The organism is Amorphus sp. 3PC139-8 (genome assembly GCF_040750475.1).
GTDB lineage: Bacteria > Pseudomonadota > Alphaproteobacteria > Rhizobiales > Amorphaceae > Amorphus.
Window position 1 is genome coordinate 75163 of the sequence record NZ_JABJVY010000018.1, and the last position, 26295, is coordinate 101457.

Here is a 26295-nt window from a genome sequence, read left to right on the forward strand (position 1 = left end):
GAAAGAGACGACGCTACGATCCCTCGGACGCCAAAGCCAAACGAGCGTGGATCCGGGCATTGCGGATATGGGTCCGCATCGCCTCCTCGGCGGTGTCCGGATTGCGCGATTGAAGCGCTGCGACAATCGCCTGATGCTCGGTCAGCGCCTGGGTCGCGCGCCCGACCATCGTGGAGGATTTATAGCGATAGATCCGCAGGAGATCGTAGAGATCGCCAGTGATCATCGCGATCAAAAGGTCGTTTTCGGAAGCTTTGGCGATCCGGAAATGGAAGTCGAAGTCTCCGCTCTGCTGATAGTAGCCCTCGCCCGAGGTGACTTCGCGCTGTTGCGCATGCTGATCGAGCAGTCCGCGCAGCCGATCGAGCTCCCTTTCGGGAATGCGTTCCGCCGCCAGCCGGCAGGCCATGCCTTCGAGCGCTTCGCGCACCGTCAGAAGATCGTCCAGCCGCTGCGGGGATAATTCCGGCACCCGCACGCCGATATTGGCGGTCCGTTCGAGGAGGCGCCGTCCTTCCAACCGACGGATCGCCTCGCGCAAAGGGCCGCGACTGATCCCGAAATCGACGGCGAGCGTCTGTTCGCGCAACCGCTCGCCGGGAGCGATTTCCCCGCCGATGATCGCCGCCTCGAGCCGCGCCGTCACTTCGTCGACAAGAGATTTTGCCTCGATCTTTGAAGAAAACTTCTTCGTCACCGCTGGCCCATCCATCTGAACTCGCAAACCGTTTGCGCCCTCATAAGCCATTCTAGAATTCAATGAAATCAACAAACTGTTGATTGTCGACAGAAATACGTCGGCAGCCGGTAAATGGGAGTCGGAGCGCGCACCTCCTCACGGCCGAGGCCGAGCCGGCACAGCCACTCGAAGCCCGAGCGAACGTATTTTCAGGCGAAGTGGAAACCGGCTCGCCGTACGAAAATGCTTTGAAACCGCAACTGAAAGCCGTTCCGCACTTCCGTGGAAAGCAAAACGTCTCCGAGTTCAAGAACTCGCAAATCTGCAGGTCATGGCACCTGAAAGCGCTCTACAAAAAGAAAGAGCCGCTCCGCAGTCTCTCGAATGCGGAGCGGCTCCAAAAGCCAAAAGATCGCTCGGGGCTGCCGGCTTTAGGCCCGTTCATCCTTTTACAGAATCGCAAAACAGTTTGGCCAGGACAGGGCCCGCACGGGGCCGAAGGCCGGTCAGCCGTCCATCTGCTCGCGCAGATGGGATCTGAGCTCGGTTTTCAGGATCTTGCCGTAGTTGTTCTTCGGCAACTCCGCGATGAAGACATAATCCTTGGGTCGCTTGAACCGTGCGATCTCGGACCGGCAGAAGCGATCCAGCTCGTCCGCGGTCGGCGCGCCATCCGTCGCCGCGACGACGAAGGCCACAACATCCTCGCCCCATTCCCGGCTCGGACGTCCGACAACGGACACTTCGACGACTGCAGGGTGGCGAAGCAGCACCTCCTCCACCTCGCGGGGATAGATGTTGGTGCCGCCGGAAATGATGACGTCCTTGGAGCGATCCTTCAGCGCGACGAAGCCGTCCTCGTCCATCGCGCCGGTGTCGCCGGTCCGCAGCCAGCCATCGCGCAACGTGTCGGCGGTTGCCTCCGGATTGTTCCAGTAACCGGCCATCACGGAGGGGCCGCGCACGACGATCTCGCCGGTCTCATCCGCCGGAAGAACGGTGCCGTCCTCCCCGACGATGCGCACCTCCACGCAGGAATGCGCCGTACCGACGGAACCGAGGCGCTCGCGCCAGCGGGGATGGATCCGGTCGGCCACCACGCCACGCGACAACGCGGTAATCGTCATCGGGGACTCGCCCTGGCCGTAGATCTGCGCGAAACGGGGACCGAACTGGTCAACCGCTTCCTCGATGTCGGCCACATACATCGGGCCGCCACCATAGACGATGGTCCGAATGCCCTCGCCGGAATGTCCGATCGATTTCGCGTGCGCGATCAGGCGGCGCACCATCGTCGGGGCGGCAAACATCGAGAGGTTGCCGACCGTATCCGCAAGCTCCAGGATCTCCGCCGGATCGAAGCCACCGGAGACCGGCACGACATGCCGGCTACCCCGCAAGACGTGCATGAAATTGTAGAGCCCCGCCCCGTGCGACATGGGCGCGGCATAAAGCGTGGCATCCTCGGCGAAGACATCGTCGACATCCACGAAGTAGGCAAACGTCATCGCCTGCAGGTTGGCAACGGAGAGCATGACGCCCTTCGGCCGACCTGTGGTGCCGGACGTGTAGAAGAGCCAAGCGAGCGCATCCGAGGGCAGCGCAACCGGCTCGGACAACCCGCCATGGGCCCGCATCTCATCGAACCCGGTGCCGATCAGCGACACGGTCGCCACGTCGCCGCAGACCTCGTCTCCCCTGCTCGTCAGCATCAGCCGCGCACCGGAGTCCGCGACGATGAAGGCCGCCTCGCGGGGATGAAGCTTATGGTTGATCGGCACAGCGACGGCGCCGGCAAACCAAATGCCGTAGAGCGCCTCGAGATACGCCGTGCAATTGCCCGCGAAGAGGGCGACACGATCGCCGCGGCCGACCCCGTAGAGCTCCCGAAGCGCACCGCCGATCCGCGCGGCCCGTTCCGCGAACACGCGGTAGTTCACCACGACGGTCGAGCCCTGAAGCAAGGCCGGCGCATCGGGCACGCGCCGCGCGGTGCGCACAAGCCAGTCAGCGAGGTTCATCTGAGCACACTCTTTGCCTCTGTGGCGGGCGGACCGGTCAGGCGAAAACACCTGGCCGGTCGTTTCTCGGCCGCCGATTGGGTCAGTCCGACGCGCCCTTGTTGGCAAGCGCCTCGCGGAAGGCCTTCAGCACCTCCGTTCCCGGCTTGCCACGCCCGTCGAGCCCGGAAGCCCATTCCGTGCCGATCGTAGCAAGGGCGTCGTCGATCTGCGCCTTATCGGCCTCCGGCAAGGCCACGAAAGACACGCCTTGCTTGGCCATCGCGTCCTTATCGGAGCTGTCGAGCTTATCCGCCACCTGGCAGGCCGACTTCGTCACCTCATCGCCCGCGTCGGCCATCGCCTTCTGAACGTCTTTCGGGAGCTGGTCCCATTTCTCCTGGCTGATCATGTAGCTGAAGATGAACGAACCGAAATTCATGTCCTTGGTCGCGTAGGACAGCATCGACGTCAGATCGTACGGACCAATACTGGAGGCCGGGAACAGGACGCCATCGATGGTGCCGCGCGAAAGCGCCTCGCGGGTCTCCGGAGCGGAAATCGCGACCGGAACGGCCCCGAGCTTCTTGACGGCCAGCTCCTTGGTGCCGCCGGTGGCCCGCAGCTTCAGACCCTCGAAGCTGGACGCGCCGGTGATCTCCTGGGACTTCGTGAAGATCTGATAGGGCGGCAGAACCAGCACGAACAGCATGCGGACGCCGTTCTCCTTCAGCTCCACCTCGTCCAGCGTGCCGCCGGGCTTGGCCAAGGACCAGTAGGCGAGCGTGCCCTTGCAGGACGTCGAGAAGGCTTCGGGAAGCTCGCCCACGGTGGAAAGCGGCAACTGGTCGGCGACATAGGAAATGCCGACATAGCCGACATCGGTCACCCCGGTCTGGGTCAAGGACAGGAGGTCCTTGGCCTTGCCCAACTGCTGGGCCGGGTAATATTCGAAGTCCACCTTCCCGTCGGTCAGCTCGGCGACCCGGTCCATCCAGACCTTGGTCATGTTTTCCGCAATATAGTGGCCAGTGGGCAGGCTGTCGGCCACGCGCACAGTCACCTCCTGTGCAGAGGCCGCCGTGGTCGCAAGACTGGCCGCCACGACGCATGCCGCCGTCAGCCCTCTTTTCATTATCGTCATTGTCAGGTCCTCCCTTTTTTCAGCTCAAGTCATCCCGCCTCACATCGTCGAAGGCAGCCACAGCACGAGGGCGGGAAAGGCGGTGAGAAGCGCGATCACGATCAGATGCGCCCACACGTGCGGCATCACCCCCCGGAACAGCTCTCCGAGCGGTCGGCGCGTATAGCGCGCCACGACGAACACGTTCATGCCGAGCGGCGGCGTCACCATGCCCACCTCCGCGGTGACGACGATGATGACGCCGAACCAGACCGGATCGAAGCCGAGGGCCATCACCAGCGGCAGGACGACCGGCACGGTGAGGATCAGGATTGCGATCTGATCCATGAAGAAGCCGAGGATCAGGTAGCCGATCAGGATGATCGTAATGATGATCCACGGCGAAACGGCCAGCGCCGCGACCCAGTCGGTCAGGTCGTTGGTTACCCGGGTCAGGGTGAAGAAGTAGCCGAAGATGTGGGCGCCCAGGATAATGAACAGGATCATGCAGCTCGTCTGCGCCGCGCGCCGCAACGCCCGCCACAGGCCCTGCCCCGTCAGCCGACGCTCCCAGGCGGCAAGCAGCATGGCGACAAACGCGCCGATGCCTGAGGCTTCCGTCGGGGTGGCGAGACCCGTGTAGATCGACCCGGTCACCGCGATGAAGAGCAGAAGCATCGGGCCCACGCGCTTCAGCGCGGCAATCTTCTCGGCGAACGAGTAGCTCCGGCTCTGAGGCGCGGCGCCCGGCTCGATGCGGACCAGAAGCGCCACCGTCAGGATGATCGCCAGGGTGACGATGATGCCGGGAATCAAACCAGCGATCAGCAGTTGGCCGATCGGGATGTCGGCAATGATGCCGTACAGGATCAGGGCGATCGAAGGCGGGATCAGCATCGCCAGCGTGCCGGAAATCGCCACCACGCCTCCGGCGAGCTTCGGATCGTAGCCCTCGTCCATCATCGCCGGGATCGAGGTGGAGGCGAGCGTCGCAGCGGCGGCGGTGCTGGATCCGGAAATCGCACCAAAGCCGGCGCCGGCAAGCGCGGTGGCCATCGCGACGCCGCCGCGCACGCGGCCCATCCAGATCGTCGCCGCCCGGAACAGGTCCGATGCCACGCCGGACAGGATGACGAACTCCGCCATCAGGATGAACATCGGGATCGTGATGATCTCGTAGGAGTTCGCCGACGACAGCGGCGCGGTTTTCAGGATCCCCCCGAGAATCGGCATGCCGCCCACCAGATAGAGCCCGAGGGCCCCGGACACCGCCATCGCAAGAGCGACGGGAAGGCCGATGAGGAGAAGCAGCACGAGGGCGCCGAGGGCGATGGCGACGGTCATTCGGCGTCCTCCCCGGCGGACGAGGTGACCGGCGGCGGCGGCAGCTCGACGAGATCGTGGCCGCTAATGCAGGAGGCAAGGTGCCCGAAAACGCGAAGGATGCTCCGCAGCATGACAAGCCCGGTTCCCACCACCACGATCGCGTAGGTGGGCCAAGTCGGCCAAGGCATGGTCGTGCTCAGCCGGCTGTCGGCCGCCCAGGCGCTTTCCAGTCTAAGCCACGCCTGCCAGGCGATGAGCGCCAGGACCACGGTCGCAGCCGCATAGCCCAAGGCAAGCAGCAGATGCCGCGTTCGGTGCGGGATCAACGGCTGGAACAGATCGATCGCGACATGTCCGTGGTGATGCAGCGTATCGGAGAGCGCGAAAAAGAACGCGGCGACAACCAGATAGGCGGCGATCAGCTCGTAGGACCAACCAAGCGGCGCGGAAAACGCGTAGCGCATGATCACATCCCACACGACGATCAGCATGATCGAGCCGATCGCAATCGACGACAGTGCGACCAGGACGGTCTCCACTTTCGCCAGCACGACAGACGGCCAGCCGATCTCGGTGCGCTCGCTCACGCCTTCCTCTCCCAAGCCCTAGAGCCTTTTCCGCTCAGACGGGAACATCTGAACGATAAAAAAGGCTCCAGATTCAATTACTTGAGTAAGTCCTTGCCGTTCAAATCGATGCAATTTGAACGGGACCTGCTCTCTCCTCCGGCACCCGTCTGCGCGGGCCTGTCCCGGTCATGATCGTCGACTACGCGCGACCGCCGCCAGGATCTTCTGCGCGGCCCGCTCGTGCGGCTTGTCGACCATCCGTCCGTCGATCGTGACGACCCCGGCTTTCGGATCGTCGCGAAAGGCGGAGACAACGCGTTCGGCCCAAGCGACCTCGTCCGGCCCCGGCGTGAACGCACGGTTGACCGGCTCGACATGGCTCGGATGGATCACCGCCTTGGCGGCAAACCCGTCGCGCTGGGCCGCGCGCGCCTCCCGCTCCAACCCGTCGAGATTGCCGATGTCGGTGTAGACCGTGTCGATGGCGGCAATGCCGGCGGCCGCCGCTCCCATCAGGCACAGATTCCGCGCAAGCCGGAACGGCTCGCAGAGCATGCCGTCGACGATGTTCTCGCTCGCCCCGAGCGAGGCGGAGAGATCTTCCGCGCCCCACATCAGCCCCCAAAGCCGCGGGCCCGCCGCCTTGTAGGTGCCGAGGCCAAAGACGGCATCCGCCGTTTCCGTCGCCACCGCGATGATCGAGGTCGCGCCCACCTCATGGCCGGCGGCAGTTTCGAAGGCCGACAGATAGTTCGCCAGGGTAGCGACATCGCCCCCGCAGGTCGATTTCGGCAACACGATGCCGTCGGGGCGGAGCGGCATGACGGCGGCGAGATCGTCGAGGGTCAGTCCCGTGTCGAGCGCGTTGACGCGCACGAACAGGCGCTGCGCGGTCCGTTCCGCCTCCAGCATGGCGCGTGTTTCGCCGCGTGCCGACACCTTGGAGGCGGCTGAAACGGAGTCCTCAAGATCGAGGATCAACGCGTCGGCGGACCCCTGCCTGGCCTTTTCGAACTTGCGCGCGCTGTCGCCGGGGACGAACAGGAAGGAGCGCATCACGCCGTCTCCCGCTTGCGCATCATCGCCGAGCGCCGACACACCGCCACCACGTCGCCATGCTGGTTGAAGCACGTGTGTTCCAGCTCGACGATGCCGACGTCGCCGCGCGACTTGCTTTCGCGCTTTGAGATCACCCGGGTCTCCGCGCGCAGCGTATCGCCATGGAAGACCGGCTTGGGAAAGCGCACGTCGCTCATGCCGAGATTGGCGACGGTGGTCCCGAGCGTGGTATCCTGCACGCTCATGCCAACCATGATGGACAGCGTGTAGAGGCTGTTGAACAGTCGCTGCCCCCACTCCGTCTTGGCGGCGAAATCCGCATCGATGTGAAGCGGCTGCGGATTCATCGTCATCAGGCTGAAGGTGGTGTTATCCGCTTCCGTCACCGTCCGCGTGAGCTCGTGACGGAACACGTGATCGACGGTGAAGTCCTCATAATGTAGGCCGGCCATGGTCTGTGCGCCTCCCTGTCTCAATAGGATTTTGGAAGGCCGAGCACGCGCTCGGCGACGTAACACAGCGCCAATTGCTGGCTGACGGGCGCGATCCGGGGCACCATGACTTCGCGCAGGTAGCGCTCGACGTGATACTCCTTGGCGTAGCCGAAGCCGCCATGGGTCATGACCGCGGTCTCGCAGGCGGTAAACCCCGCCTCGCCGGCCAGATATTTGGCCGCGTTCGCCGCCGCTCCACACGGCAGCCCCTGGTCATATTGCCAGGCAGCCGACATCGTCATCAGCCAGGCGGCTTCCAGATCCGCCCAACACTTGGCGAGCGGGTGCTGGATCGCCTGGTTCTGCCCGATCGGCCGGTTGAAGACGACGCGCTCCTTGGCATAGGCAGACGCCCGATTCACCGCGAGCATGCCAAGGCCGACCGCCTCCGCCGCGATCAGGACCCGCTCCGGGTTCATGCCATGGAGGATGTACTCGAACCCGCGCCCCTCTTCGCCGATCCGGTCGGCCTCGGGGATCTCGAAATCCTCGAAGAAGAGTTCGTTGGAATCGACGGCCTTGCGGCCCATCTTCTCGATCTCGCGCACGCGAATGCGCTCACGGTCAAAGTCGGTGTAGAAAAGGCTGAGCCCGCGCGTGGGCTTTTCGACCTCTTCCAATGGCGTGGTCCGCGCAAGCAGCAGGATCTTGTCGGCAACCTGCGCGGTCGAAATCCACACCTTCTGCCCATTGACCACGTAGCGATCGCCGCGCTTGTCGGCGCGCAACTTGAGCTGGGTCGTGTTCAGCCCGGTGTTGGGCTCGGTCACCGCGAAGCAGGCCTTCTCCCGCCCCTCGACCATGGGCCGGAGCATGCGCTGCTTCTGCTCCTCCGTGCCGAACATGGCGATGGGGTTCAGCCCGAAGATGTTGATGTGCAGGGCGGATGCCCCACTCATCCCGGCCCCGGATTCGGCAATCGTCCGCATCATGAGGGCAGCTTCGGTCACCCCCAGGCCGGAGCCGCCATAGGCCTCGGCGGTGCAGATGCCGAGCCAGCCTTCCCGCGCGAACGCCTCGTAGAAGTCGGTCGGGAACCCGCCCTCTTTGTCGCGCGCGAGCCAATAGGCATCGTCGAAGCGCTCGCAGATCCGGGCGACCGCATCGCGAATGGCATCCTGGTCTTCGCTGTAGCCGAACTCCATGGCCCCGTCCTCAAGCCTGCTTGCCGTGCGCCGGCGCGTCCACGCCCGGTTCGACACGGCCCAGAACGCCGGCCTCGCGAAGCCGCGCGATCTCGGCTTCGTCGACACCGATCTCCCTTAGGATTTCTTCGCCATGCTCGCCCTGGCGCGGGGCATAGCGCTCCGGCTCGGCCCTGGTGCGGGACCATGTCGCCGGCACCGCCATCTGGCGGATCTCCCCTTCGCTCGGATGATCCACCATGTGGAAGAAACCGGTCGCGACGAGGTGAGGATCCTGCAGCACGCCCTCGAAATCGTACATCGGCATCGCTGGCACGTCGGCTTCCTCCAGAAGCGCCAGCCACTCCGCCGTGGTTCTGGTCAGGAAGATATCGCCGAGCTCGGCATAGACCGCGTCAATGTTCGCCATGCGCGCGGAGAAGGACCGAAACCGCGGATCGGCCTCAGGCATATCGGGGCGACCGATCGCCGCGAAGAAGCGGCGCCAGTGGCCATCGGTGTAGATCAGCGCGCAGACGTGGCCGTCCTTGGTCTGGTAGGGCCTGCGATCGGGCGAGAGCTGCCGCGCATAGCCGCCCTTGTCCAGCGGGGGCTCGAAGGTCAGCCCCGACAAGTGATCGCCGAGCACGAAGCTGACCATGGTCTCGAACATCGGGATGTCGACGCGCTGGCCGACGCCGCTGCGGTCGCGCTCGACGAGCGCCGCCAGGATCGCGTTCACCCCGACCAGCCCGACCACCCGGTCGGCAATCGCCTGCGGGACATAGCGGGGTTTGCCGTCGTTGACCCGGGAGAACAGGTAGGGAAGCGTCGCCCCACCCTGGATGAGATCGTCATAGGCGGGACGGGCGGCATAAGGTCCGTTTTGGCCATAGCCGAACAGGCCGGCGTAGACGATCTTCGGATTGACCGCCGCCACCTCCTCATAGGACAGGCCGAGCCTGCTCATGGCCTGCGGCCGCACATTGTAGACCAGCACGTCGGCGCTTTCGCACAGGCGCAGCAGCGCCGCACGGCCTTCCGGCTTCTTCAGATCCAGCGTGATCGACCGCTTGGACCGATTGGCGTTCAGAAACAGCGCCCCCATCCCCTCATGCCGGGCCGGACCGATCTGGCGCGCGACGTCCCCATCGGGCGCTTCGACCTTGATGACGTCGGCACCGAAGTCCCCGAGCATCTGGGTCGCATACGGCCCCATTAGCACCGTGGTCATGTCGACGATCCGTATGCCGCTAAGCGGCCCCATGCGCGTTCTCCAACATTCAATATGTCCATATATATGGACATAAATTCCAATTATTTGGACATTCTTTCGATTGCAGGTCGAATGTCAATCGGAAGCCTAGCTGCACCGCAGCAATTCCGGGACCGTACGTCCTACGAGCTCGCCGACAGAGCGATTGGTATTGTCCATATATGTGGACATCGAATTTCAAATTGGGTTAGGCGGAAGGTGCGCGGATTCTTGGCTTTGTCGAAACGACAAGGCGTGCGCAGCGGAGAAAGAGACTTCGATGACCGTGAAACAGGTGGCGAACGTTCTGGACTTGCTGGAATTTTTCGCCGCGCGCGGAAAGCCGGCGAGCCTTGCGGAAATCGCCCAACACTTCGGGTGGCCACGATCGAGCGCCTTCAACCTGCTTTCGACGCTGGTGGAGCGCGGCTATCTCTACGAGCCGAAACGCCGGGGCGGCTACTATCCGACCCCGCGCTGGCTGGCGCTCGCACGCGAAATTTCCGCCGCGGAGCCGCTGCCGGACGAGGTGCCAACGCTCTTGCGGGAGCTTGCGAAGACGACAGGCGAAACGGTCTGGATCGCTTCGGCAAGCGGCCAACACGCGGTGCTGCTGGAGGTGATTCAATCCGAGCATGCGGTGCGCTACACGGCGGAGGTGGGCAAGCGCGTGCCTCTTCATGCCACCGCCACCGGCCAGGCGATCATCAGCCAGATGCCGGAGACTCAGCAGGCAAGCGTGCTGCGCAAAGCGGTCTTCGAGCGCTACTCGGAAGGCACGCCGATGAGCATCGACGCGGTGGAGCAGAGCATTCGACGATCCCTCGCGCGGGGCTGGTTCGAAAGCGCGTCGGCCTTCAGCCACGATCTGGGCGGCGTCTCCGTGCCCCTCGTTCTGGACGGGCGTGTGTTCTCCTTAACCGTCGCCGGCCCACTCTTTCGGGTCCGCGAGCGCATGGAGGAGATTGCCGGCGCGCTCCAAAGCGCGGTGAAACGCCACCTTGGAGCCGACTATTTTACGAAGAACGTTCCCAACCTAGCCACGCTGCCCTAGTCACGGTGCGACGGGCTAGCCGTTGCAGTCTGCGAGCAACTCTTCGAAGAATTGCAAAGCGACCGTCCGCGCGGGGACAGGGCAAAGGATAACAAGAGGCCGAACCATGACATCCGCATTCGCATCCGCCGGCGATCGGCTCGCAAAGACAGGTCACCTACCGACGATTGGCATGATCGTGCCGCCAAAGCCGGACATCGTGCCGCCGGAGCCGCTCAAGCTTTATCCCGAGGGCGTTCGGTTCCTGGCCAAAGGGCTCGGCCTCACCTCGCTCACGCCGAAAGGATACGATCAAGTCATCGACCGGATCGCCGAGGCCTCGGCGGAGCTGGCCGAAGAGGGCGCGGACGCGATCGCGCTGATGGGTACGTCGATCAGTTTCTATCGCGGCCACGCCTTCAATGCCGAACTCGTCGCCTCGATGGAAAAGGCCTCCGGACTGCCGGCCACCACCATGAGCAATGCCGTGATCGACGCGCTCGGGCAACTCGGCGCGCGCAGGCTCACCGTCGCCACCGCCTATGGGGACGAGGTAAACCAACGCCTCGCCGATTTTCTACGGGAGAGCGGGTTCGATGTCCTCGCGCTGGAAAGCCTCGGGATCGTCGACGTCGATGCCGTATTCGGCGTGACGAGCGACGATCTCCTGGCGCTGGGCCGTCGGGCCGCCAAGGCGGCTCCGGACGCCGACGCGATGGTCCTCTCGTGCGGAGGTCTCAGAACCCTCGCGGTCACCACGCCGCTCGAGCGCGAGACGGGGCGGCCGATCGTCTCCAGTGCGGTCGCGGGGGCATGGGCGGCGGTCCGCCTGGTCGGACACAACCCTTCGGTCGCCGGCTACGGCCGCCTGCTGGCAGGCGAATAATCTGCGACGCGGCGCCCTCTCGCCCGCAACGCTGAAAGCTGCGCGCGCCTATCAAAACGCGCTCGCTAGACCCGTTCCGCTGTTCTCGGGCTCGCGGAGCGAATCTAAGTTATTGTCTCGACGCGTTTCCGGACGGCCACCGGGCTTCCACTTGGCCTGAAATAGATCAGATTCAATAGCTTAAGCATGTCCCGTTCAAATTGATTCAATTTGAACGGGACATGCGCTAACCGGCGTGTCCCATCTTTCCGGGGTTCATGAGGCCATCCGGGTCGAGGGCCGCTTTGATCCGCTTCATCACGTCGACGGCGTCGCCATGTTCCTTACGCATATGCTTGATCTTTTCGGTGCCGACGCCGTGCTCGCCGCTCGCCGTGCCGCCCACGGCAAGCGCGCGCTCGATCGCGCGTTCGGCCAGACGATCGGCTTCGGCAAGATGCTCGGGATCGTCGGGATCGATCAGATAGGCGGTGTGAAAATTGCCGTCGCCGACATGGCCGATGATCTGCCCGGTGAGCGGTGAAGCGTCGATGTCCTCCCGCGAGGCCAGGATGCTTTCGGCCAGCCGCGAGATCGGCACGCAGATGTCGCCGGTGTAGAGATCGTAGCCAGGCTTGATCGCCTTCGTTGCAAAATAGCTGTCATGCCGGGCCTGCCAAAGGCGCGCCCGCTCCTCGGGATCCGTCGACCACCGGAAATCTTGGCCGCCATATTCGCGCGTCACCGCCTCCGCGATTTCCGACTGCTCGGCGACCCAGGCCGGCGTGCCGTGGAACTCGAAAAACAGCGTCGGCGCGACCTTCAAATCCAGCTTGGAGTAGTTGTTCGTCGCCGCAACGGCGACCTCGTCCATGAATTCCACGCGCGCCACGGGGATGCCGTACTGGACTGTCGCGATCACGGCTTCCACGGCGTCCTTGACGGTCTCGAACGCGCACACCGCCGAAGAAACGGTCTCGGGGATCGGATGCAGGCGCATGGTCAACTCGGTGATGATGCCGAGCGTGCCCTCCGCGCCGACGAACAGATGCGTCAGATCGTAGCCGGTGGACGATTTCTTCGCGCGCGAACCAGTGTGGACAACGGTTCCGTCGGCCAGAACGACGCGCAGGGCCATGACGTTCTCGCGCATGGTGCCATAACGCACCGCAGTCGTGCCGGACCCGCGCGTCGACGCCATTCCGCCGAGCGAGGCATCGGCGCCGGGGTCGACGGAGAACATCATGCCGGTGTCGCGCAGATGCTCGTTGAGTTGCTTGCGGGTCACGCCCGGCTGAACCACGGCGAGGAAATCTTCCGGGCGAACCTCCACGATCGCATTCATCTCGCGGGTGTCGACCGAAATCCCGCCGCGAATGGGGATCGTGTGGCCTTCCATGGACGAACCCGCCCCGAATGCCACGATGGGCACCCCCTCGCGCGCGCAGGCCTGCACGATGGCCTGAACCTCTTCCTCGGTGCGAGGAAAGACGACGGCATCCGGCATTCGGGCCGGCAGCCGCGACATGTCGCGGCTGTGATGCGCGCGGACCGCTTCCGAGGTAGCGAGGCGATCGCCGAGCAAGGGGCGAAGGGTTTCAACAACCCTGGATGCAGCATCGGACATGGTGTCTCTCCCCTCGCCTACTGCCGCGGCCCGGCGGATACCGGAAACTTCGACAGCGCAAGCTCTTGGCTGGTGATGAACTCCAACAGCGCGGGCACGCCTTTCCGCGTCTGCTCGATCGCCCGCCTGATCGCCGGCACGATCTCGGATGGCTCGCTCACCCGCTCGCCGTAACCACCCAGGGATTTGGCAAAATCGGCGTAGTTCCCGGAGATGTCGGTCGCGCGATATTTCTCCGTCGAGACCTGCATGATCGGGAGCTCCATCGCCATGGAGAAGTTGTTGAGCAGGATCGATAGGATCGGAATCCGCTCGCGCACGGCGGTTTCGAAATCCATGCCGGTAAAGCCGATGGCCGCATCGCCCCAAACGTTGATGCACAGCTTGTCCGGGCAGGCGAGCTTGGCGCCCATGGCCAGCCCAAGCCCATAGCCGAGCTGGGTCGTCTTGCCCCAGCCAATATAGGTGAGCGGCGCTTTCGTCACCCAGAACGGGGAAAGCTGGTCGCGCGGACTGCCGGCATCATGGGTAATGATGGTGGTTTCGGGGTCGACCGTATTCTGCAGATCCCACAGCACCCGATAAGGAGACAAGGGCGTCTCGCTGGAGGTGAGCTTCGGCATCCACTCCGCAAGCCAGCCGGCGCGAATATGTGCGATCTCGTCGGCGACATGGCTCAAGGGCCGCGCCTTGACGTCCCTGCGGTCGAGTTCGGCGAGCACGGCGTCGAGGGTCAGTCCCGCGTCGCCCACGAGGGCAAAGGCGGCTTCATAATCCTTGTTGATGTGGTCCGGATCGAGAGTCGCGTGGATCACCGTCTTGCCGGCCGGCATCTGCACCCCGAATGCCGTTTCGGTGAACGAGCAGCCAATACCGAAAATGACGTCCGCCCCGTCCAGGAAATGCCGCACCGTCTTGGGAATTGCCGCGCCGCCGGAACCGAGCGCAAGCGGATGGTCCTCGGGAAAGGCGCTCTTGCCTTCCAGGCTGGTGCAGACGGGAATCGCAAGCCGCTCCGCGAGCGCCTTGAGCTGCGGCCAGGCCTCAGCGTAGTGAATGCCCTGGCCGGCATAGATGACCGGCGCCTCGGCAGCGAGAAGCGCATCGACGGCGGAGCTGACGGCCTCAAGATCGGGACCATAACGCGTGGCGACCACCGGGTGGTAGGCGAGCGGATCGGCAACCTCTTCGCCCCAGATGTCGTTCGGGATTTCCACCAGAACCGGCCCGCCGCGGCCGTTGCGCAATCTGGAGAAGGCGCGCCGAAAAATGCTGGGGATGTCGGCCGAAAAGACGATCGGCTCAGCCGATTTGGTCACGTCGCGCATCGATCGCGACGCGTTGTAGTTCGCGCCCACGTGGGCCAGCCGCCGCGCATAGCCTCCGGGCATGACCAGGACCGGAACGGATTCCGAATAGGCCTGGGCGATGGCGCCGTAGGAATTCTCGGTTCCCGGACCGCTTTGCATCACGAAGACGCCCAGCTTGCGTCCGGACGTCAGCCGCGAGATCGCATCGGCCATATGGAGGCCGGTCCGCTCCTGGCGCACCACGATCGGCCGGATGCCGGCCATCGCCGCATACTCGAGCACGTGATTCACCGGATAGCCGATAACGATCTCGACGCCCTCGCGCCGAAGGACTTCGGCGATGGCGTCGCCAACCTTCATACCCACCTCCCTCGATATTCTTGATCGGCCATACAAGCGCGTTCGAGCACACGCCTCGACGGACCATTTTGTCTATTTTGTATGCATATACAGCAAGCGCCGCAAGAACTTCTCCGCCCGCGCTTGCGATAGCCGACGCCCTTGGAATGTTCGCGAAAAGCCGCCAGCGGCTTGTTTCTGCGCCCGTCCTGTGGTGATACTGATCGAAATCCCTGCGATCGAAAATGCGCCGTCCGCCGAAAACGAGACTGGCGCGCGTCAGGGAAAGGGAGGGAGGTATGTATACACACGCATTGGCCGCGCTTGCTGTCTCGCTTGCGATCTCCCATCCGGCCTCAGCCGCCGATGTCGATCTGACACTGGCCCACTGGGTGCCGGCAACGCACCCGCTCCAAAAGCTCGGGATGGAGCCTTGGGCGGAATCGATCAAGCAAGCGTCGGACGGGCGAATCGAGATCACGATCTATCCCGCCCAACAGCTCGGCGCGGCGCCCGATCACTACGACATGGCCCGTGACGGGATCGCCGATATCGGCTTCATCAATCCGGGCTATCAGCCCGGCCGCTTCCCGATCATGGCGGCGGCGGAACTCCCGTTCAATTTCGCCAATGCCAAGGGCGGCGTTCGCGCGCTCACCGAATGGTATAAACCTTACGCCGTCGAGGAGATGAGCGACGTCTATTTCTGCATGGCGATCTCGCACGATCCCGGCACCATGCACGGCAAGGAGCCGATCCGGGTTCCCGCCGATATCAAAGGCAAGACGGTGCGGCCGGCCAACGCCACCGAGGCCCGGTTCGTGAACCTGCTCGGCGGCGCCTCCATTCAGGTTCCCGCCCCGGAAATGCGCGAAGCGCTGTCCAAGGGAACGGCGGACATCACCCAGTCGCCCTGGGAATCTCTCTACATCTTCGGGGCCGATTCCCTGGTCCCCTATCATCTCGACATGCCCTTCTATGCCTCCATCAACGCCTTCGTCATCAACAAGGACACGATGGCCGCGCTCTCGCCCGAGGACCGCAAGGTGATCGAGGACCATTGCACGCCGGAGTGGGCGGAGAAGATGTCGGCCGGCTGGGCGGATGCGGAAGCGGCAGGGCGCGACAAGCTCGCCGCCGATCCGGACCACACGCTCTATCAACCTAGGCCGGAGGAGACGCAGATGTGGAAAGACGCAGCTGCCCCTCTGACAGAAGAATGGAAACAGAATATCTCCGATACAGGCCGGGATCCGCAACCGATTATCGACGGGCTGATCGAAAACCTAAAGAAATACAACTCCTACGCTGGCTAGAATAACTTCGTAAAAACGGATATAAAACTGCTGAACCTGCGACTTAGCGCAGCTTTAGAAAATCAGACAATGAGAACGTCGTTAAACGCACGCCGACGGGGCATCGAAACGGCCATACGGTCTTCAGACCGACGATGAAAAGGACGAGGCAAATGAGATTTACGACACTGCTCGCATCGCTTGGCGTGGTGGCGGTCACCGCCGCGGCCGCCCATGCCGCGGATGTGGAGCTCACCCTGTCTCACTGGGTGCCGCCCACGCATCCGCTCCAGCCGCAAGGCATGGAGCCGTGGGCGGAATCGATCAAAGAAGCCTCCGACGGGCGGATCGAGATCACCATCTATCCCTCGCAGCAGCTCGGCGCGGCGCCCGACCACTACGACATGGCCCGCGACGGCATCGTCGACATCGCCTTCATCAATCCCGGCTACCAGGCCGGCCGCTTCCCGATCATCGCGGCGGCGGAGCTTCCGTTCCTCGCCTCGAACGCCAAGGGCGGCTCGCGCGCGGTGGACGAGTGGTATCGCCAGTATGCGGCGAAGGAGATGAGCGACGTCTATGTCTGCATGGTGCACCTCCACGATCCGGGAACGCTGCATGCCAAATCCGGTCCGCTTGCCGTCCCGTCCGATCTTGAGGGCAAGAGCGTAAGGCCGCCGAACGGCACCATGGCGCAGATGTTCTCCTCGCTCGGCGCCGCGAACGTGCAGGTCTCGGCTCCGGAAATGCGCGACGCCCTGGACAAGGGCACGGCCGACATGACTGGATCGCCCTGGGGATCGCTCTTCACGTTCGGCGTCCAGGACACCGTCAAATATCATCTCGATGTCCCGCTTTATGCGACCGTGTTCGCCTTCGTCATGAACAAGGACCGGATCGACAGCCTGTCGCCTGAAGACCGGAAGGTGATGGACGAGCACTGCACGCCGGAGTGGGCGGAGAAGATGGCTTCCGGCTGGGCCGATGCAGAGGCGGCGGGTCGACAGAAGATCATCGATCTCGGCGACCATGTCCTACACAAGCCGACGCCGGAGGAAATGGAGTTGTGGCACGAAGCCGCCGCTCCGACGGTGGAGCGCTGGAAGACGGGTGCGCAAAAGGCCGGGATCGATCCGGACGCGGCTCTCTCCGACCTGAAGGATCGGCTCGAGAAGTACGACTCGCTGCAGGGGCAGTGAGCCACGGGCGGTCACAAAACGGGCGGTGGGCGGCAGCGCCCGCCGTCCGCGCTGTGTGCGCGGCATCCAGTTGGCTGCCGCCTGTCTGTTCAGGTCGAATCGCACTGAACGAAGCGGCTCCCGAAAGCCGCTCGCCTTTTGAATTCGCCGTCCCGCGGTCTCCTTCGAAGATGGCCGGACGCGTCTGACGGTTCCCTACGCCCATGATCCCTATTCTTGAACGCTTTTGCAAAGTGGTCGAGATCGTCGCCGGACTGCTGCTCGGCCTCGTGACCACGCTGATCGTCGTCTCCACGACGGGGCGCTATCTGTTCGCCTGGCCGGTGCCGGACGCCTTCGACCTGTCGCGGCTGCTCATCGGCGCCTGCATCATGTGGGGCTTCGCTTCCGTCGGCTATCGCGGCGGCCACATCCAGGTGGATCTCTTTGCGGAGCTGATGACGCCGCGCGTGCGCCGCGTCGTCGACGTGTTCGCATGGGCGATGCTGCTGTTCTTCGTGGTGCTTCTAACCTGGAAGATGTTCGACCGCGTCGCGAGCGCAATGCGCAGCAACGAGGCGACCTTCGATCTGATGATCCCGGTCTGGCCGTTGCTTGGGCTGATCTGGGTTGGAACCGCCGTCAGCATCGTGACCGTTCTGGTCCGCCTATATCTCATCGCGACCGGGCGGGGCGAACCGGAACCGGGTGGAATGACCGAGCTCGAGGAAGACGTTTAGATGGTAAGCGGTGACTTTATCGCGCTCGGAGGCTTCATCGCCCTGTTTGCGATGATTGCCCTGCGCGTGCCGGTCGGCATCGCCATGGGGCTGGTGGGCGTGTTCGGCTTCGCGGCCATTCGCGGCCTCGGGCCGGCGCTCAACTTATTGGCGACCTCGCCCGTGCGGGTGGTGGCCGACTTCAACCTCAGCCTGGTCAGCTTCTTCATCCTGATGGGGATTTTCGCGACCAACTCCGGCATGTCGCGGGAGTTGTTCCGGGCGGGCAACGCCTGGCTCGGCGCGTTCCGCGGCGGGCTCGCCTTGTCGACCATCGCGGCTTGCGCCGGCTTCGCGGCGATCTGCGGGTCCACGGTCGCCACCGCCGCGACCATGACCAAGATCGCGCTGCCCGAAATGCGCCGCTTCGGCTACGAGGACCGGACGGCGACCGGCGTGATCGCGGCCGGCGGCACTCTCGGCATCCTGATCCCGCCGTCGGTGGTGCTGGTGGTCTACGGCTACATCACCGAGACCGACGTCGGAAAGCTCTTCATCGCCGGCATTCTGCCGGGCCTTTTGGCCATGGCGATGTATATGGCGACGGTGCTGATCGCCCATCGCAAGGGACTTCCCGAAGGCCAGCCCTTCCGGCTGGGCGATGCCATTCGCTCCCTTTCGGGGATCTGGGCGGTTCTTGTCCTCTTCCTGGCGATAATCGGGGCCATCTATCTGGGCGTCGCCACCCCCACCGAGGCCGCCGCCGTCGGTGCCTTCCTGACCATGCTGATCGGCGTGATCCGGGGTCGCCTCAACGTTAAGACCATCGTGGAAAGCCTGGTGGAGGCGCTGAGGACTTCGGTCGCGGTCTACACGATCCTCATCGGCGCGGTGCTGTTCAGCTATTTCCTGGCCATCACCCAGTCGCCGCAGCGCATCACCAACATGCTGATCGGGCTCGACTTCGGCTCCTACGGCACGCTTGCGCTGATCCTCGGCATGTTCGTGCTCGCCGGCTGCATCCTCGATTCCATGGCGATGATCATCCTGCTCGTGCCGATCGTGTTCCCGGTGGTGGTTCAGCTCGGGTTCGATCCGATCTGGTTCGGGATCATCATCGTGATGACGGCCGAGCTCGGCCTGATCACGCCGCCGGTCGGCATCAACGTCTTCGTCATCAATTCGATCGCGAAGGACGTGAAGCTCACGACCATCTTCAAGGGCGTGGTGCCATTCATCGTGTCCGACATCATCCGCCTGATCATCCTGGTCCTGTTCCCGGCAATCATCCTGTTCCTGCCGATGACGATGGACTAGGTCATGAACTCATAAATCCGGACGCCTCTCCGCGAGACAAGGTGACGGAAACGAAAAAGCCGCCGGGGACACCCGGCGGCTTTCTTTTGTCGCTCAAGGCCTTTTGTTTGTCAGGCGAAATGGATCGTCTTGGTCTCGACGTAGTTGTCGAGGCCTTCCGGCCCGCCTTCGCGGCCCATGCCCGACTGCTTGAAGCCGCCGAAGGGATGTTTCGGATCGACGATCATTCCGTTGACCGTGATGGACCCGGTCCGCATCCGCCGCGCCATCGCATAGCCGCGTTCGGGATCGGCGGAGAACACGGCGCCGGAAAGGCCGTAGGCGGAGTCGTTCGCCTTTCGGGCCGCGTCATCCTCGTCCGTGTAGCCGATGATCGACACCACCGGACCGAAGATTTCCTCCTGCGCAATCTTCATCGACGGATCGACGTCGACGAACACCGTCGGCTCGATGAAGTAGCCCTTGGAGAGCCCCGCCGGACGGCCACCGCCGCAGGCAATCGTCGCGCCTTCCGCACGGCCGGCCGCGATATAACCCTCCACGCGCTCGAGCTGGCGCGCCATGGTGAGCGGCCCCATCTGGGTCTCCGGATCGAACGGATCACCGACCTTGATGCTCTTGACCGCTCCCACATAGAGATCGACGAACTCCTGCTTGCGCGTCTCCGGCACCAGGATGCGGGTCAGCGAGAAGCAGACCTGGCCGGTGATCGGCATCGAGTAGATCATCAAGGGCGGCAACGCCGCGCCGAAGTCGGCATCGTCGAGCAGGACCGCCGCCGATTTGCCGCCGAGCTCCAGGCTGACCCGGGCCAGTCGCTCCGTGCAGGCCGCGGCGATGTGCTTGCCGGCCGCGGTCGAACCGGTAAAAGCGACCTTGTCGATGTCGGGATGGCGCACCAGATGGTCGCCGCTTTCGCGGCCGGCCGGCACCAGATTGAAGACGCCATCGGGAATGCCGGCTTCCTTGATGCATTCCGCCAGCGCGTAAGCCTCAAGCGGCGTCTCGGGCGACGGCTTGGCCACCATGGTGCAGCCGGCGGCCAGCGCGGCCGACACCTTGTAGGACAGCAGCACCAGCGGCGCGTTCCACGGCGTGATCGCCGCGCAGACGCCGACGGGTTCCTTGACGACCCGCACCTTGCCGCTGTCGTCGCGGCTGCGTTCATCGACGAAGGGATAGGTTTCGATCAGGTCGGCATAGTAATTGAACAAGGTCGGGTTCTGGCCGACCAGCTTCTTGGTCAGCATGATCGGTGCGCCGACCTGAAGCGTCCAGGCTTCGGCGATGGCGTCGAGCCGATCGCTCAGGAGGGACGCCACCTTGCGCAGATAGCCCGCGCGTTCGGCCGGCGTCATCCGCGGCCACGGCCCTTCGTCGAACGCCTTGCGGGCGGCGGCGACCGCGCGGTCGACGTCCTCCGGCGACGCCTCCGGATAGGACATCAGGACTTCTTCCGTCACCGGCGATACGACGTCGAGCATGCTCGAGGAGAGCGGGTCCACCCACTCGCCGCCGATAAAGAATTTCTCCGGCGCTTGGGGGACGGATGTCGGCTTGGTCTGAACGTTCATGGCGTGGTCCTCCGCTGTCAGCGCGACTTCCAGAAGTCGCGGACCCTTTTTTCCAAGGGCAGTTTTGAGCGCGTCCGGCAAGGCGGCCGCGCGGTCGACCCGGCTCGCCGGGCAGCCCTGAGCCTCGGCGATACCGACAAAATCGAGATGGTTGATGTCGACGCCCGAAACCCGACCACCGTCCGCTGCTCCGGCGATCTCGCGAAGCGCGGCATAGCCACCGTTGTTCAAAACGATGAACAGGACGTCGGCATCGTATTCGACCGCCGACCAGAGCGCCTGGATGGCATAGAGGCTGGAGCCGTCCCCGACGATGGCGATTACCGGCTCGGCCGGACGCGTCAGAGCACTGCCGACGGCTGCGGCGATGCCGTAGCCGAGCCCACCGCTCGCCGTGGCGAAGAAGCCGGCGGGCCGCTCGATGGGGAAGTGATCGTGCATGATCCCGCGGGTGCTCGGCGCTTCCTCCACCACGACACTGTCGGGCGAGCGGAGATCGGCAAGCGTCTGAAAGAAATAGGCCGGTGTGACCCCTTCTGCCGCTTGCACGCGATCGACCCGGCGCGCCGGTGCATTGAGGCGCGGCTTCGCGGGCCCCGCGTTCGCGTTCAGTGCCTCTACGGCGAGGCGAACGTTCGACACGATTCCCTCCCCGATGGCCGCAGCGGCGACCTGGCCGGGATCGTCGGAGATCTGGATCAGCTCGGCGCCGTCCGGCAGGTGCGCTCCGGTCCCGGCGAAATGATAGGTGAATACCGGCGCACCGAGCACGATGACGAGATCCGCCCCCGCCAGGCAGCGCGACAGGGCCGGCTGATGCGCCGGAAGGAAGCCGGCAAACAGCGGATGGCGTTCCGGAAAGCTGCAACGGCTCGACATCGGGCTCACCCAGACCTTGGCCTGGTGGCGTTCGGCGAGTCGCACCGTGTCGTCCCACGCGCGGTCGATGTCGACGCCGGGTCCCACGACGAAGGCCGGCGCGCGGGCCTCGTTCAGTCGTGCGGCGACCTGCACGATCGCCGTCGGGTCCGGCCCCAGACCGGGCGCCAGCGGGCGAAGATCGACCGGCGTAGTGGTCTGCCCCCAATCGCCGAGCGGGATGGAGACCAGAACCGGCCCGCGCGGCGCCTGCATCGCCACATGATAGGCCCGGGCCAGCGCGAGCGGCACATCCTCCGCCCGAGCCGGCTCAACCGCCCATTTGACATAGGGCTTGGGCAACTCCGTCGGCGCCTCGGATCCGAGGAACGGATCGAACGGGAGGAGTTCGCGCGATTGCTGCCCGGCAGTGATCAACAGCGGCGCGCGATTGCGGAACGCCGTGTAGATGTTGCCGAGCGCATGACCGACGCCGGCGGCGGAGTGCAGATTGACGAACGCCGCGTTGCCGCTGGCCTGGGCATAAGCGTCCGCCATGGCGATGACGATCGATTCCTGCAGGCCGAGATAGTAGCTGAAGTCGTCCGGCAGATCCGCGAACATCGGCAATTCGGTTGAGCCGGGATTGCCGAACACATGAGTAATGCCGCGCGCCCGCAAGAACGCGATCACGGCATCACGGACCGTGATGGCAATCGGTGCCGCGACTGAGGACGGGCGATCGGTCGCGCGATCCAGCATAAATCCTCCCTGATTGAGCCCTTGGCGAGGCCCGGCGCGGCGGCGCCGAAGGGCCTCCATGCCGCCTCGCTTACCGAGCGAACCGGCCAAGCTTGGGAACGCCGCGATTGGCCACGGTCGTTCGGGCGAGTGTGACCCCATCACCCCGGCGTTTGAATTGCAAAATCGAACCCAACCCATTACGCAAAGGCATGACCCTCGATCATCGCGGCTTTGCGGTTCTGGTTGCCTGTGTGACCCACGGTAGTTTTGGGCGCGCGGCCGCAGCGCTGAACATGACGCAGCCCGCCGTGACCCGCATGGTGCGGCGGATGGAAACACAGCTCGGGGTGCCGCTTTTCGAGCGTGGCTCGACCGGGGTGATCCCCACCATCTATGCCCGCGGGCTCCTCCCCTATGCCGACACGGTGGTGGCGGAGATCGGCAATGCGATCGATCTTCTGCAGGAGCTGAAAGGCGCCAGCCGGGGCACCGTGCGAATCGGCGGGGTGGCCAGCGCGACCAATGGCCTGGTCGTGGAGGCCGTGGCCCGCGTGCGGGCGCACGCCCCGTCGCTACAATATCTGATCGTGGAGGAAATCGAGGACAAGCTGATCGCCGAACTCAAGGCCGGGACGATCGACCTGGTCGTCTCGCCGGGGCCGATCGTCGACGACGAAATCACCCTCGCCTGCGAGGAAAGCGTCGCTGACGAAGTCCAGGTGTTCGCCCGTCCAGACCATCCCGTTTTCGGCCGTGGGCCGGTGACGCTGGAGACCGTCAACGCGCACGACTGGGCGCTGCCCCCCTCCGACACGCCGGTGACGCGGGAGTGGCGGCGACGTTTCCACGTCGCCGGTCTCGAGCCGCGGCCGCCTTGCGTGTCCTCGCGCTCGGTCAAGACATTGATCAGGCTGGCCGCCTTGACCGATCTTCTGTGCTGGATGCCGATCCAGCTCGTGGCGGCGGAGACCGACCGTGGATCGCTTCTGCCGGCGGACGTACCCGACCTGAGCTGGCACCGCATGTTTCGGATCTATCGCCGCCGCCGGGGCGTGCTTGCGCCGGCCGCCGTCCAGTTCCTCGAGCAGGTGCGCCAGATCGCGGCCTGAGGCGCCAGCTATCCCGAGACCGCCCGTTCCAGTCGGGTGAACCGAGAGCGGAAGAACAAAAGCGGCGCCTTGCCGGCATCGTGGGTGATCGCGTTGACCCGACCCACATGGATCAGGTGATCGCCGCCGTCATATTCGGCGTAGGTGCGGCAGGAAATGTTCGCGATGCAGCCATGGAGGTGGGGCTGACCGAAGCGGTCGCTCGTCCACCCCGTGCCCGCCCATTTGTCGGGGCCGGAGCGGGCAAACCGCATCGCGAGCTCCTCCTGATCCTCCGCAAGCACGTTGATCGCGTAGTCGTCCAGCCTGCGCAGCGCGGCATAGCTGCGCGAGCCCTTACCGGCGAAATAGGCCACCAGCGGCGGATCGAGCGACAGCGAATGGAAGCTCTGGCAGGTCATTGCGTAAAGCGCACCGTCCGACGCCTGGGCCGTAACGACGACGACGCCTGAGCAATAGTTGCCGATGGAAACCTTGAGATCATCGGGGCTCGCGATCTCGGAGAGAACAAGCTCGCTCACGCCATGCTCTCCTCAAGCAACCGCAGGCCGTGGGCCGCCCCCTGCAAAACGAAGCGATGGTCGTGAACGAAATCGGCGGCGATGCTGTTCGGCTCCTCCAGGCGAGAGCTGACGACATAGAGGCTGCGCGTCGGCACGCTCGCGCCAAGTTCGACCAGCAATGGCCTGAGCGTGAAGTCCGGTGCGAGCGCGTGCGCCGCCGACCCGCCGGTGAAGATCGGCACCACGACATGGCCGGTCAGGTCGCCGGCGCTGTAGGTATCGAGAAACGCCTTCAACAGACCCGTGAAGCTCGCTTTGTAGGTCGGCGTCGCAATCACCAGGAACCGCGCCGCGCCAAGCCGGGCTTTGAGATCGGCCACCGCCGCGTTGCCCCATTCGAACAGGCCGGAGGCGTACGCGGACAGCTCGACCACGTCCTGCGGAGCCGGCAGGTCGAGACAGGAGGCAAGTTCCTGGCCGACGTCGCGCGCGAGCCGGCTGGTGCGGCCGCCCGGTGACGGGTTCGCGGATAGAATTTCCAGGTGCATGGATCGCTCCATTGAGGAATGCAGATACGGATCGCACCCGCCTCGCCGCGGGCCGATCGTCGAAGGTGAAGGCTTCCCGTTGCTACACGGCAGCCACCGCACCGTCGGAGCGCGGGTCCGCCGCGCCGAGCAACAGGCCATCGGGCGCGCTGAGGATCGCGCCGGCATGCCCCATGAAATCCTCAAACGGGCCGGTCACCTCCACCTCGTGGCCAGCCTCCGCGAGCCGTGCGATCGTCTCTTCGGCAACCCGGCTTTCCACCTTCAGGCTCAACGAGCCCTCCCCCCAGGTCTTGCCAAGCAGCCAGCGTGGCGCGGTCACCGCAGCCTGTGGTGCCATGGCAAACTGGGCGATGCGCGTGAAAATCGCGGCCTGTGTCTGCGGCTGCCCCTCGCCGCCCATGGTTCCGTAAGTGAGCCGGCGACCGTCGTCGAACCGCGCCATCGCCGGGTTGAGAGTCGTAAAGGGTTGGCGGCCGGGCGCGAGGCGGTTCCAGCGACCGCCGAGGCGGAACGAGGAGCCCCTGTTCTGCATGAGAACCCCGGTTTCCGGAGACACCACGCCTGAGCCGAACTCGTAGTAGAGCGATTGGATCAGGCTGACGCTGCGGCCCTTGGCATCGGTCACGCCGAGCCAAATCGTATCGCCCGGTTCTGCCGGTCGCGGCCAAGGCAAGGCGCGCTGCGGATCGATCTCGCCGGCAAGCGCGTCGAGGCACGCATTGGTCAGGAACGGCTCCGGCGCACCCACGGTCGTCGGATCGGCGACGTAGACGTCTCGGATCAGAAACGCCCGCTTGGTCGCCTCCACGATCGCATGGAGATGGGCGAAAGAGCCCTCCTCGCCGAGATCCAAACGGTCGGCGATCCCGAGGATGATCAGCGAGGCAAGGCCCTGGGTCGGCAGCCCCGTGTTCCAGACCTGCGCACCCGCGCGCGACAAACGAACGGACAGCGGCGTTCGCCACTCGGCGTCGTGGACGGCGAGATCCTCCGCCGTGACCGGGCTGCCGATCCGGGCGAGATCGGCCGCCAACCGGCGGCCCGTCTCGCCTTCGTAGAAGTCCCGCAGCCCCGCCTCCGCCAAGCGTCGCAGGGTCGCCGCGAGGGCCGGCTGGCACAACCGCTGCCCGACGCCCGGAGGCTCGCCTCCCGGCAGAAAGACGTCGGCAAAACCGGGCACTTCGGCAAGCTCGGCGTGTTTGGCGCGCGTCAGCCGCGCCTGGCTTTCGGTGACGGCGGAACCGGCCTCGGCGAAGTGGATCGCCGGCTCCAATAGCCGGGCCAGCGGCAGGGACACCTGCCACTTGCCCGAAGCGGCAAGCGCGGCCTCCCAGCCTGCCACCGTGCCTGGCACGGTGAGGGCTGCGTCCGGACCGCGCCAGGGGACCGCGTCATAGCCCTTGGCGGCATAGGCCTCCGGTGTGGCGTGCGCGCCCGCTCTCCCGGTCGCATGGAGCGCTGTCGGGGCCGCATCGGACCCGTCCGAAATTAGCCAGAACGCGTCTCCGCCGATCCCGGTCATGTGCGGATAGACCACCGCGAGCGTTGCGGCGGTGGCGACAGCCGCCTCGATGGCGGTGCCCCCCTCGCCAAGAACGTCACGCCCGGCCTGCGCCGCCAGGTGATGGGGGGCCGTCACCATGC

The 26295-nt window shown here is 64.8% G+C and carries 22 protein-coding genes; 7 read left to right on the forward strand and 15 right to left on the reverse strand.

The genetic code is table 11. The annotated features are described in order from the left end of the window. Positions 1-13: 13 nt before the first annotated feature. From HNS03_RS16670 to HNS03_RS16710, 9 genes are all read right to left on the reverse strand, one after another. On the reverse strand, positions 14-697 hold the full coding sequence (locus HNS03_RS16670; RefSeq protein WP_367196875.1) for a GntR family transcriptional regulator: 684 nt from the start codon (positions 695-697) through the stop codon (positions 14-16). A gap of 488 nt (positions 698-1185) precedes the next feature. Further along, positions 1186-2700, reverse strand: a complete 1515-nt coding sequence (locus HNS03_RS16675) for an AMP-binding protein (RefSeq protein WP_367196877.1) — start codon at positions 2698-2700, stop codon at positions 1186-1188. 82 nt (positions 2701-2782) lie between these two features. Next, complete coding sequence (dctP, locus tag HNS03_RS16680; RefSeq protein WP_367196878.1) at positions 2783-3823, reverse strand: TRAP transporter substrate-binding protein DctP; 1041 nt, start codon at positions 3821-3823, stop codon at positions 2783-2785. A 39-nt stretch (positions 3824-3862) separates the two neighbouring features. Continuing rightward, the gene (locus tag HNS03_RS16685; protein WP_367196880.1) at positions 3863-5146 is read right to left on the reverse strand and encodes a TRAP transporter large permease; all 1284 of its coding nucleotides are present in this window, start codon (positions 5144-5146) and stop codon (positions 3863-3865) included. Continuing rightward, the gene (locus tag HNS03_RS16690) at positions 5143-5715 is read right to left on the reverse strand and encodes a TRAP transporter small permease (protein WP_367196881.1); all 573 of its coding nucleotides are present in this window, start codon (positions 5713-5715) and stop codon (positions 5143-5145) included. The genes HNS03_RS16685 and HNS03_RS16690 overlap by 4 nt, the downstream gene beginning before the upstream one ends. A gap of 168 nt (positions 5716-5883) precedes the next feature. After that, positions 5884-6753: a CoA ester lyase gene (locus HNS03_RS16695; RefSeq protein ID WP_367196943.1), complete on the reverse strand. Its 870-nt coding sequence runs from the start codon at positions 6751-6753 to the stop codon at positions 5884-5886. Beyond that, on the reverse strand, positions 6753-7208 hold the full coding sequence (locus HNS03_RS16700; protein ID WP_367196882.1) for a MaoC family dehydratase: 456 nt from the start codon (positions 7206-7208) through the stop codon (positions 6753-6755). The genes HNS03_RS16695 and HNS03_RS16700 overlap by 1 nt, the downstream gene beginning before the upstream one ends. 20 nt (positions 7209-7228) lie before the next feature. Then, positions 7229-8395: an acyl-CoA dehydrogenase family protein gene (locus HNS03_RS16705; protein WP_367196883.1), complete on the reverse strand. Its 1167-nt coding sequence runs from the start codon at positions 8393-8395 to the stop codon at positions 7229-7231. 10 nt (positions 8396-8405) lie between these two features. After that, complete coding sequence (locus tag HNS03_RS16710; protein WP_367196884.1) at positions 8406-9641, reverse strand: CaiB/BaiF CoA transferase family protein; 1236 nt, start codon at positions 9639-9641, stop codon at positions 8406-8408. Positions 9642-9909: 268 nt separating this feature from the next. Here HNS03_RS16710 and HNS03_RS16715 point away from each other — a divergent pair, with 268 nt between their 5' ends. Beyond that, on the forward strand, positions 9910-10683 hold the full coding sequence (locus HNS03_RS16715) for an IclR family transcriptional regulator (protein ID WP_367196885.1): 774 nt from the start codon (positions 9910-9912) through the stop codon (positions 10681-10683). 106 nt (positions 10684-10789) lie between these two features. Further along, entirely contained in the window at positions 10790-11548 is a 759-nt protein-coding gene (locus HNS03_RS16720; RefSeq protein ID WP_367196886.1) for an aspartate/glutamate racemase family protein, read from the forward strand. Positions 11549-11774: 226 nt separating this feature from the next. Here the strand turns inward: HNS03_RS16720 and HNS03_RS16725 are convergent, their stop codons facing one another. Both HNS03_RS16725 and HNS03_RS16730 read right to left on the reverse strand, forming a co-directional pair. Further along, on the reverse strand, positions 11775-13154 hold the full coding sequence (locus HNS03_RS16725; protein ID WP_367196887.1) for an FAD-binding oxidoreductase: 1380 nt from the start codon (positions 13152-13154) through the stop codon (positions 11775-11777). A gap of 17 nt (positions 13155-13171) precedes the next feature. Then, positions 13172-14824, reverse strand: coding sequence for a thiamine pyrophosphate-requiring protein (locus tag HNS03_RS16730; RefSeq protein ID WP_367196888.1), 1653 nt, complete (start codon positions 14822-14824; stop codon positions 13172-13174). Positions 14825-15102: 278 nt separating this feature from the next. Here HNS03_RS16730 and HNS03_RS16735 point away from each other — a divergent pair, with 278 nt between their 5' ends. The 4 genes from HNS03_RS16735 (at position 15103) to HNS03_RS16750 (ending at position 19312) form a co-directional block, all read left to right on the forward strand. Further along, positions 15103-16119, forward strand: coding sequence for a TRAP transporter substrate-binding protein (locus HNS03_RS16735; protein ID WP_367196889.1), 1017 nt, complete (start codon positions 15103-15105; stop codon positions 16117-16119). Positions 16120-16271: 152 nt separating this feature from the next. Next, positions 16272-17297 (forward strand): TRAP transporter substrate-binding protein, encoded by a 1026-nt coding sequence (locus HNS03_RS16740; protein WP_367196890.1) that lies wholly within the window; start codon positions 16272-16274, stop codon positions 17295-17297. Between the two features lie 203 nt (positions 17298-17500). After that, the gene (locus tag HNS03_RS16745) at positions 17501-18016 is read left to right on the forward strand and encodes a TRAP transporter small permease (protein WP_367196891.1); all 516 of its coding nucleotides are present in this window, start codon (positions 17501-17503) and stop codon (positions 18014-18016) included. After that, entirely contained in the window at positions 18017-19312 is a 1296-nt protein-coding gene (locus HNS03_RS16750; RefSeq protein ID WP_367196893.1) for a TRAP transporter large permease, read from the forward strand. It abuts the gene before it with no gap. A gap of 110 nt (positions 19313-19422) precedes the next feature. Here the strand turns inward: HNS03_RS16750 and mdlC are convergent, their stop codons facing one another. Next, positions 19423-22506 (reverse strand): benzoylformate decarboxylase, encoded by a 3084-nt coding sequence (mdlC, locus tag HNS03_RS16755; protein ID WP_367196895.1) that lies wholly within the window; start codon positions 22504-22506, stop codon positions 19423-19425. Positions 22507-22697: 191 nt separating this feature from the next. Between mdlC and HNS03_RS16760 the strand changes: the two genes are divergently transcribed. Then, positions 22698-23597 (forward strand): LysR family transcriptional regulator, encoded by a 900-nt coding sequence (locus HNS03_RS16760; RefSeq protein ID WP_367196896.1) that lies wholly within the window; start codon positions 22698-22700, stop codon positions 23595-23597. An 8-nt stretch (positions 23598-23605) separates the two neighbouring features. Here HNS03_RS16760 and HNS03_RS16765 read toward each other — a convergent pair whose 3' ends face one another. The 3 genes from HNS03_RS16765 to HNS03_RS16775 all read right to left on the reverse strand — a co-directional run bounded on the left by HNS03_RS16765 (position 23606) and on the right by HNS03_RS16775 (position 26293). Continuing rightward, entirely contained in the window at positions 23606-24118 is a 513-nt protein-coding gene (locus HNS03_RS16765) for a flavin reductase family protein (protein ID WP_367196897.1), read from the reverse strand. After that, entirely contained in the window at positions 24115-24648 is a 534-nt protein-coding gene (locus HNS03_RS16770) for an NAD(P)H-dependent oxidoreductase (protein WP_367196899.1), read from the reverse strand. Before HNS03_RS16770 ends, HNS03_RS16765 begins: the two co-directional genes overlap by 4 nt. A gap of 82 nt (positions 24649-24730) precedes the next feature. Beyond that, positions 24731-26293, reverse strand: coding sequence for a gamma-glutamyltransferase family protein (locus HNS03_RS16775; RefSeq protein ID WP_367196901.1), 1563 nt, complete (start codon positions 26291-26293; stop codon positions 24731-24733). Positions 26294-26295: the final 2 nt, after the last annotated feature.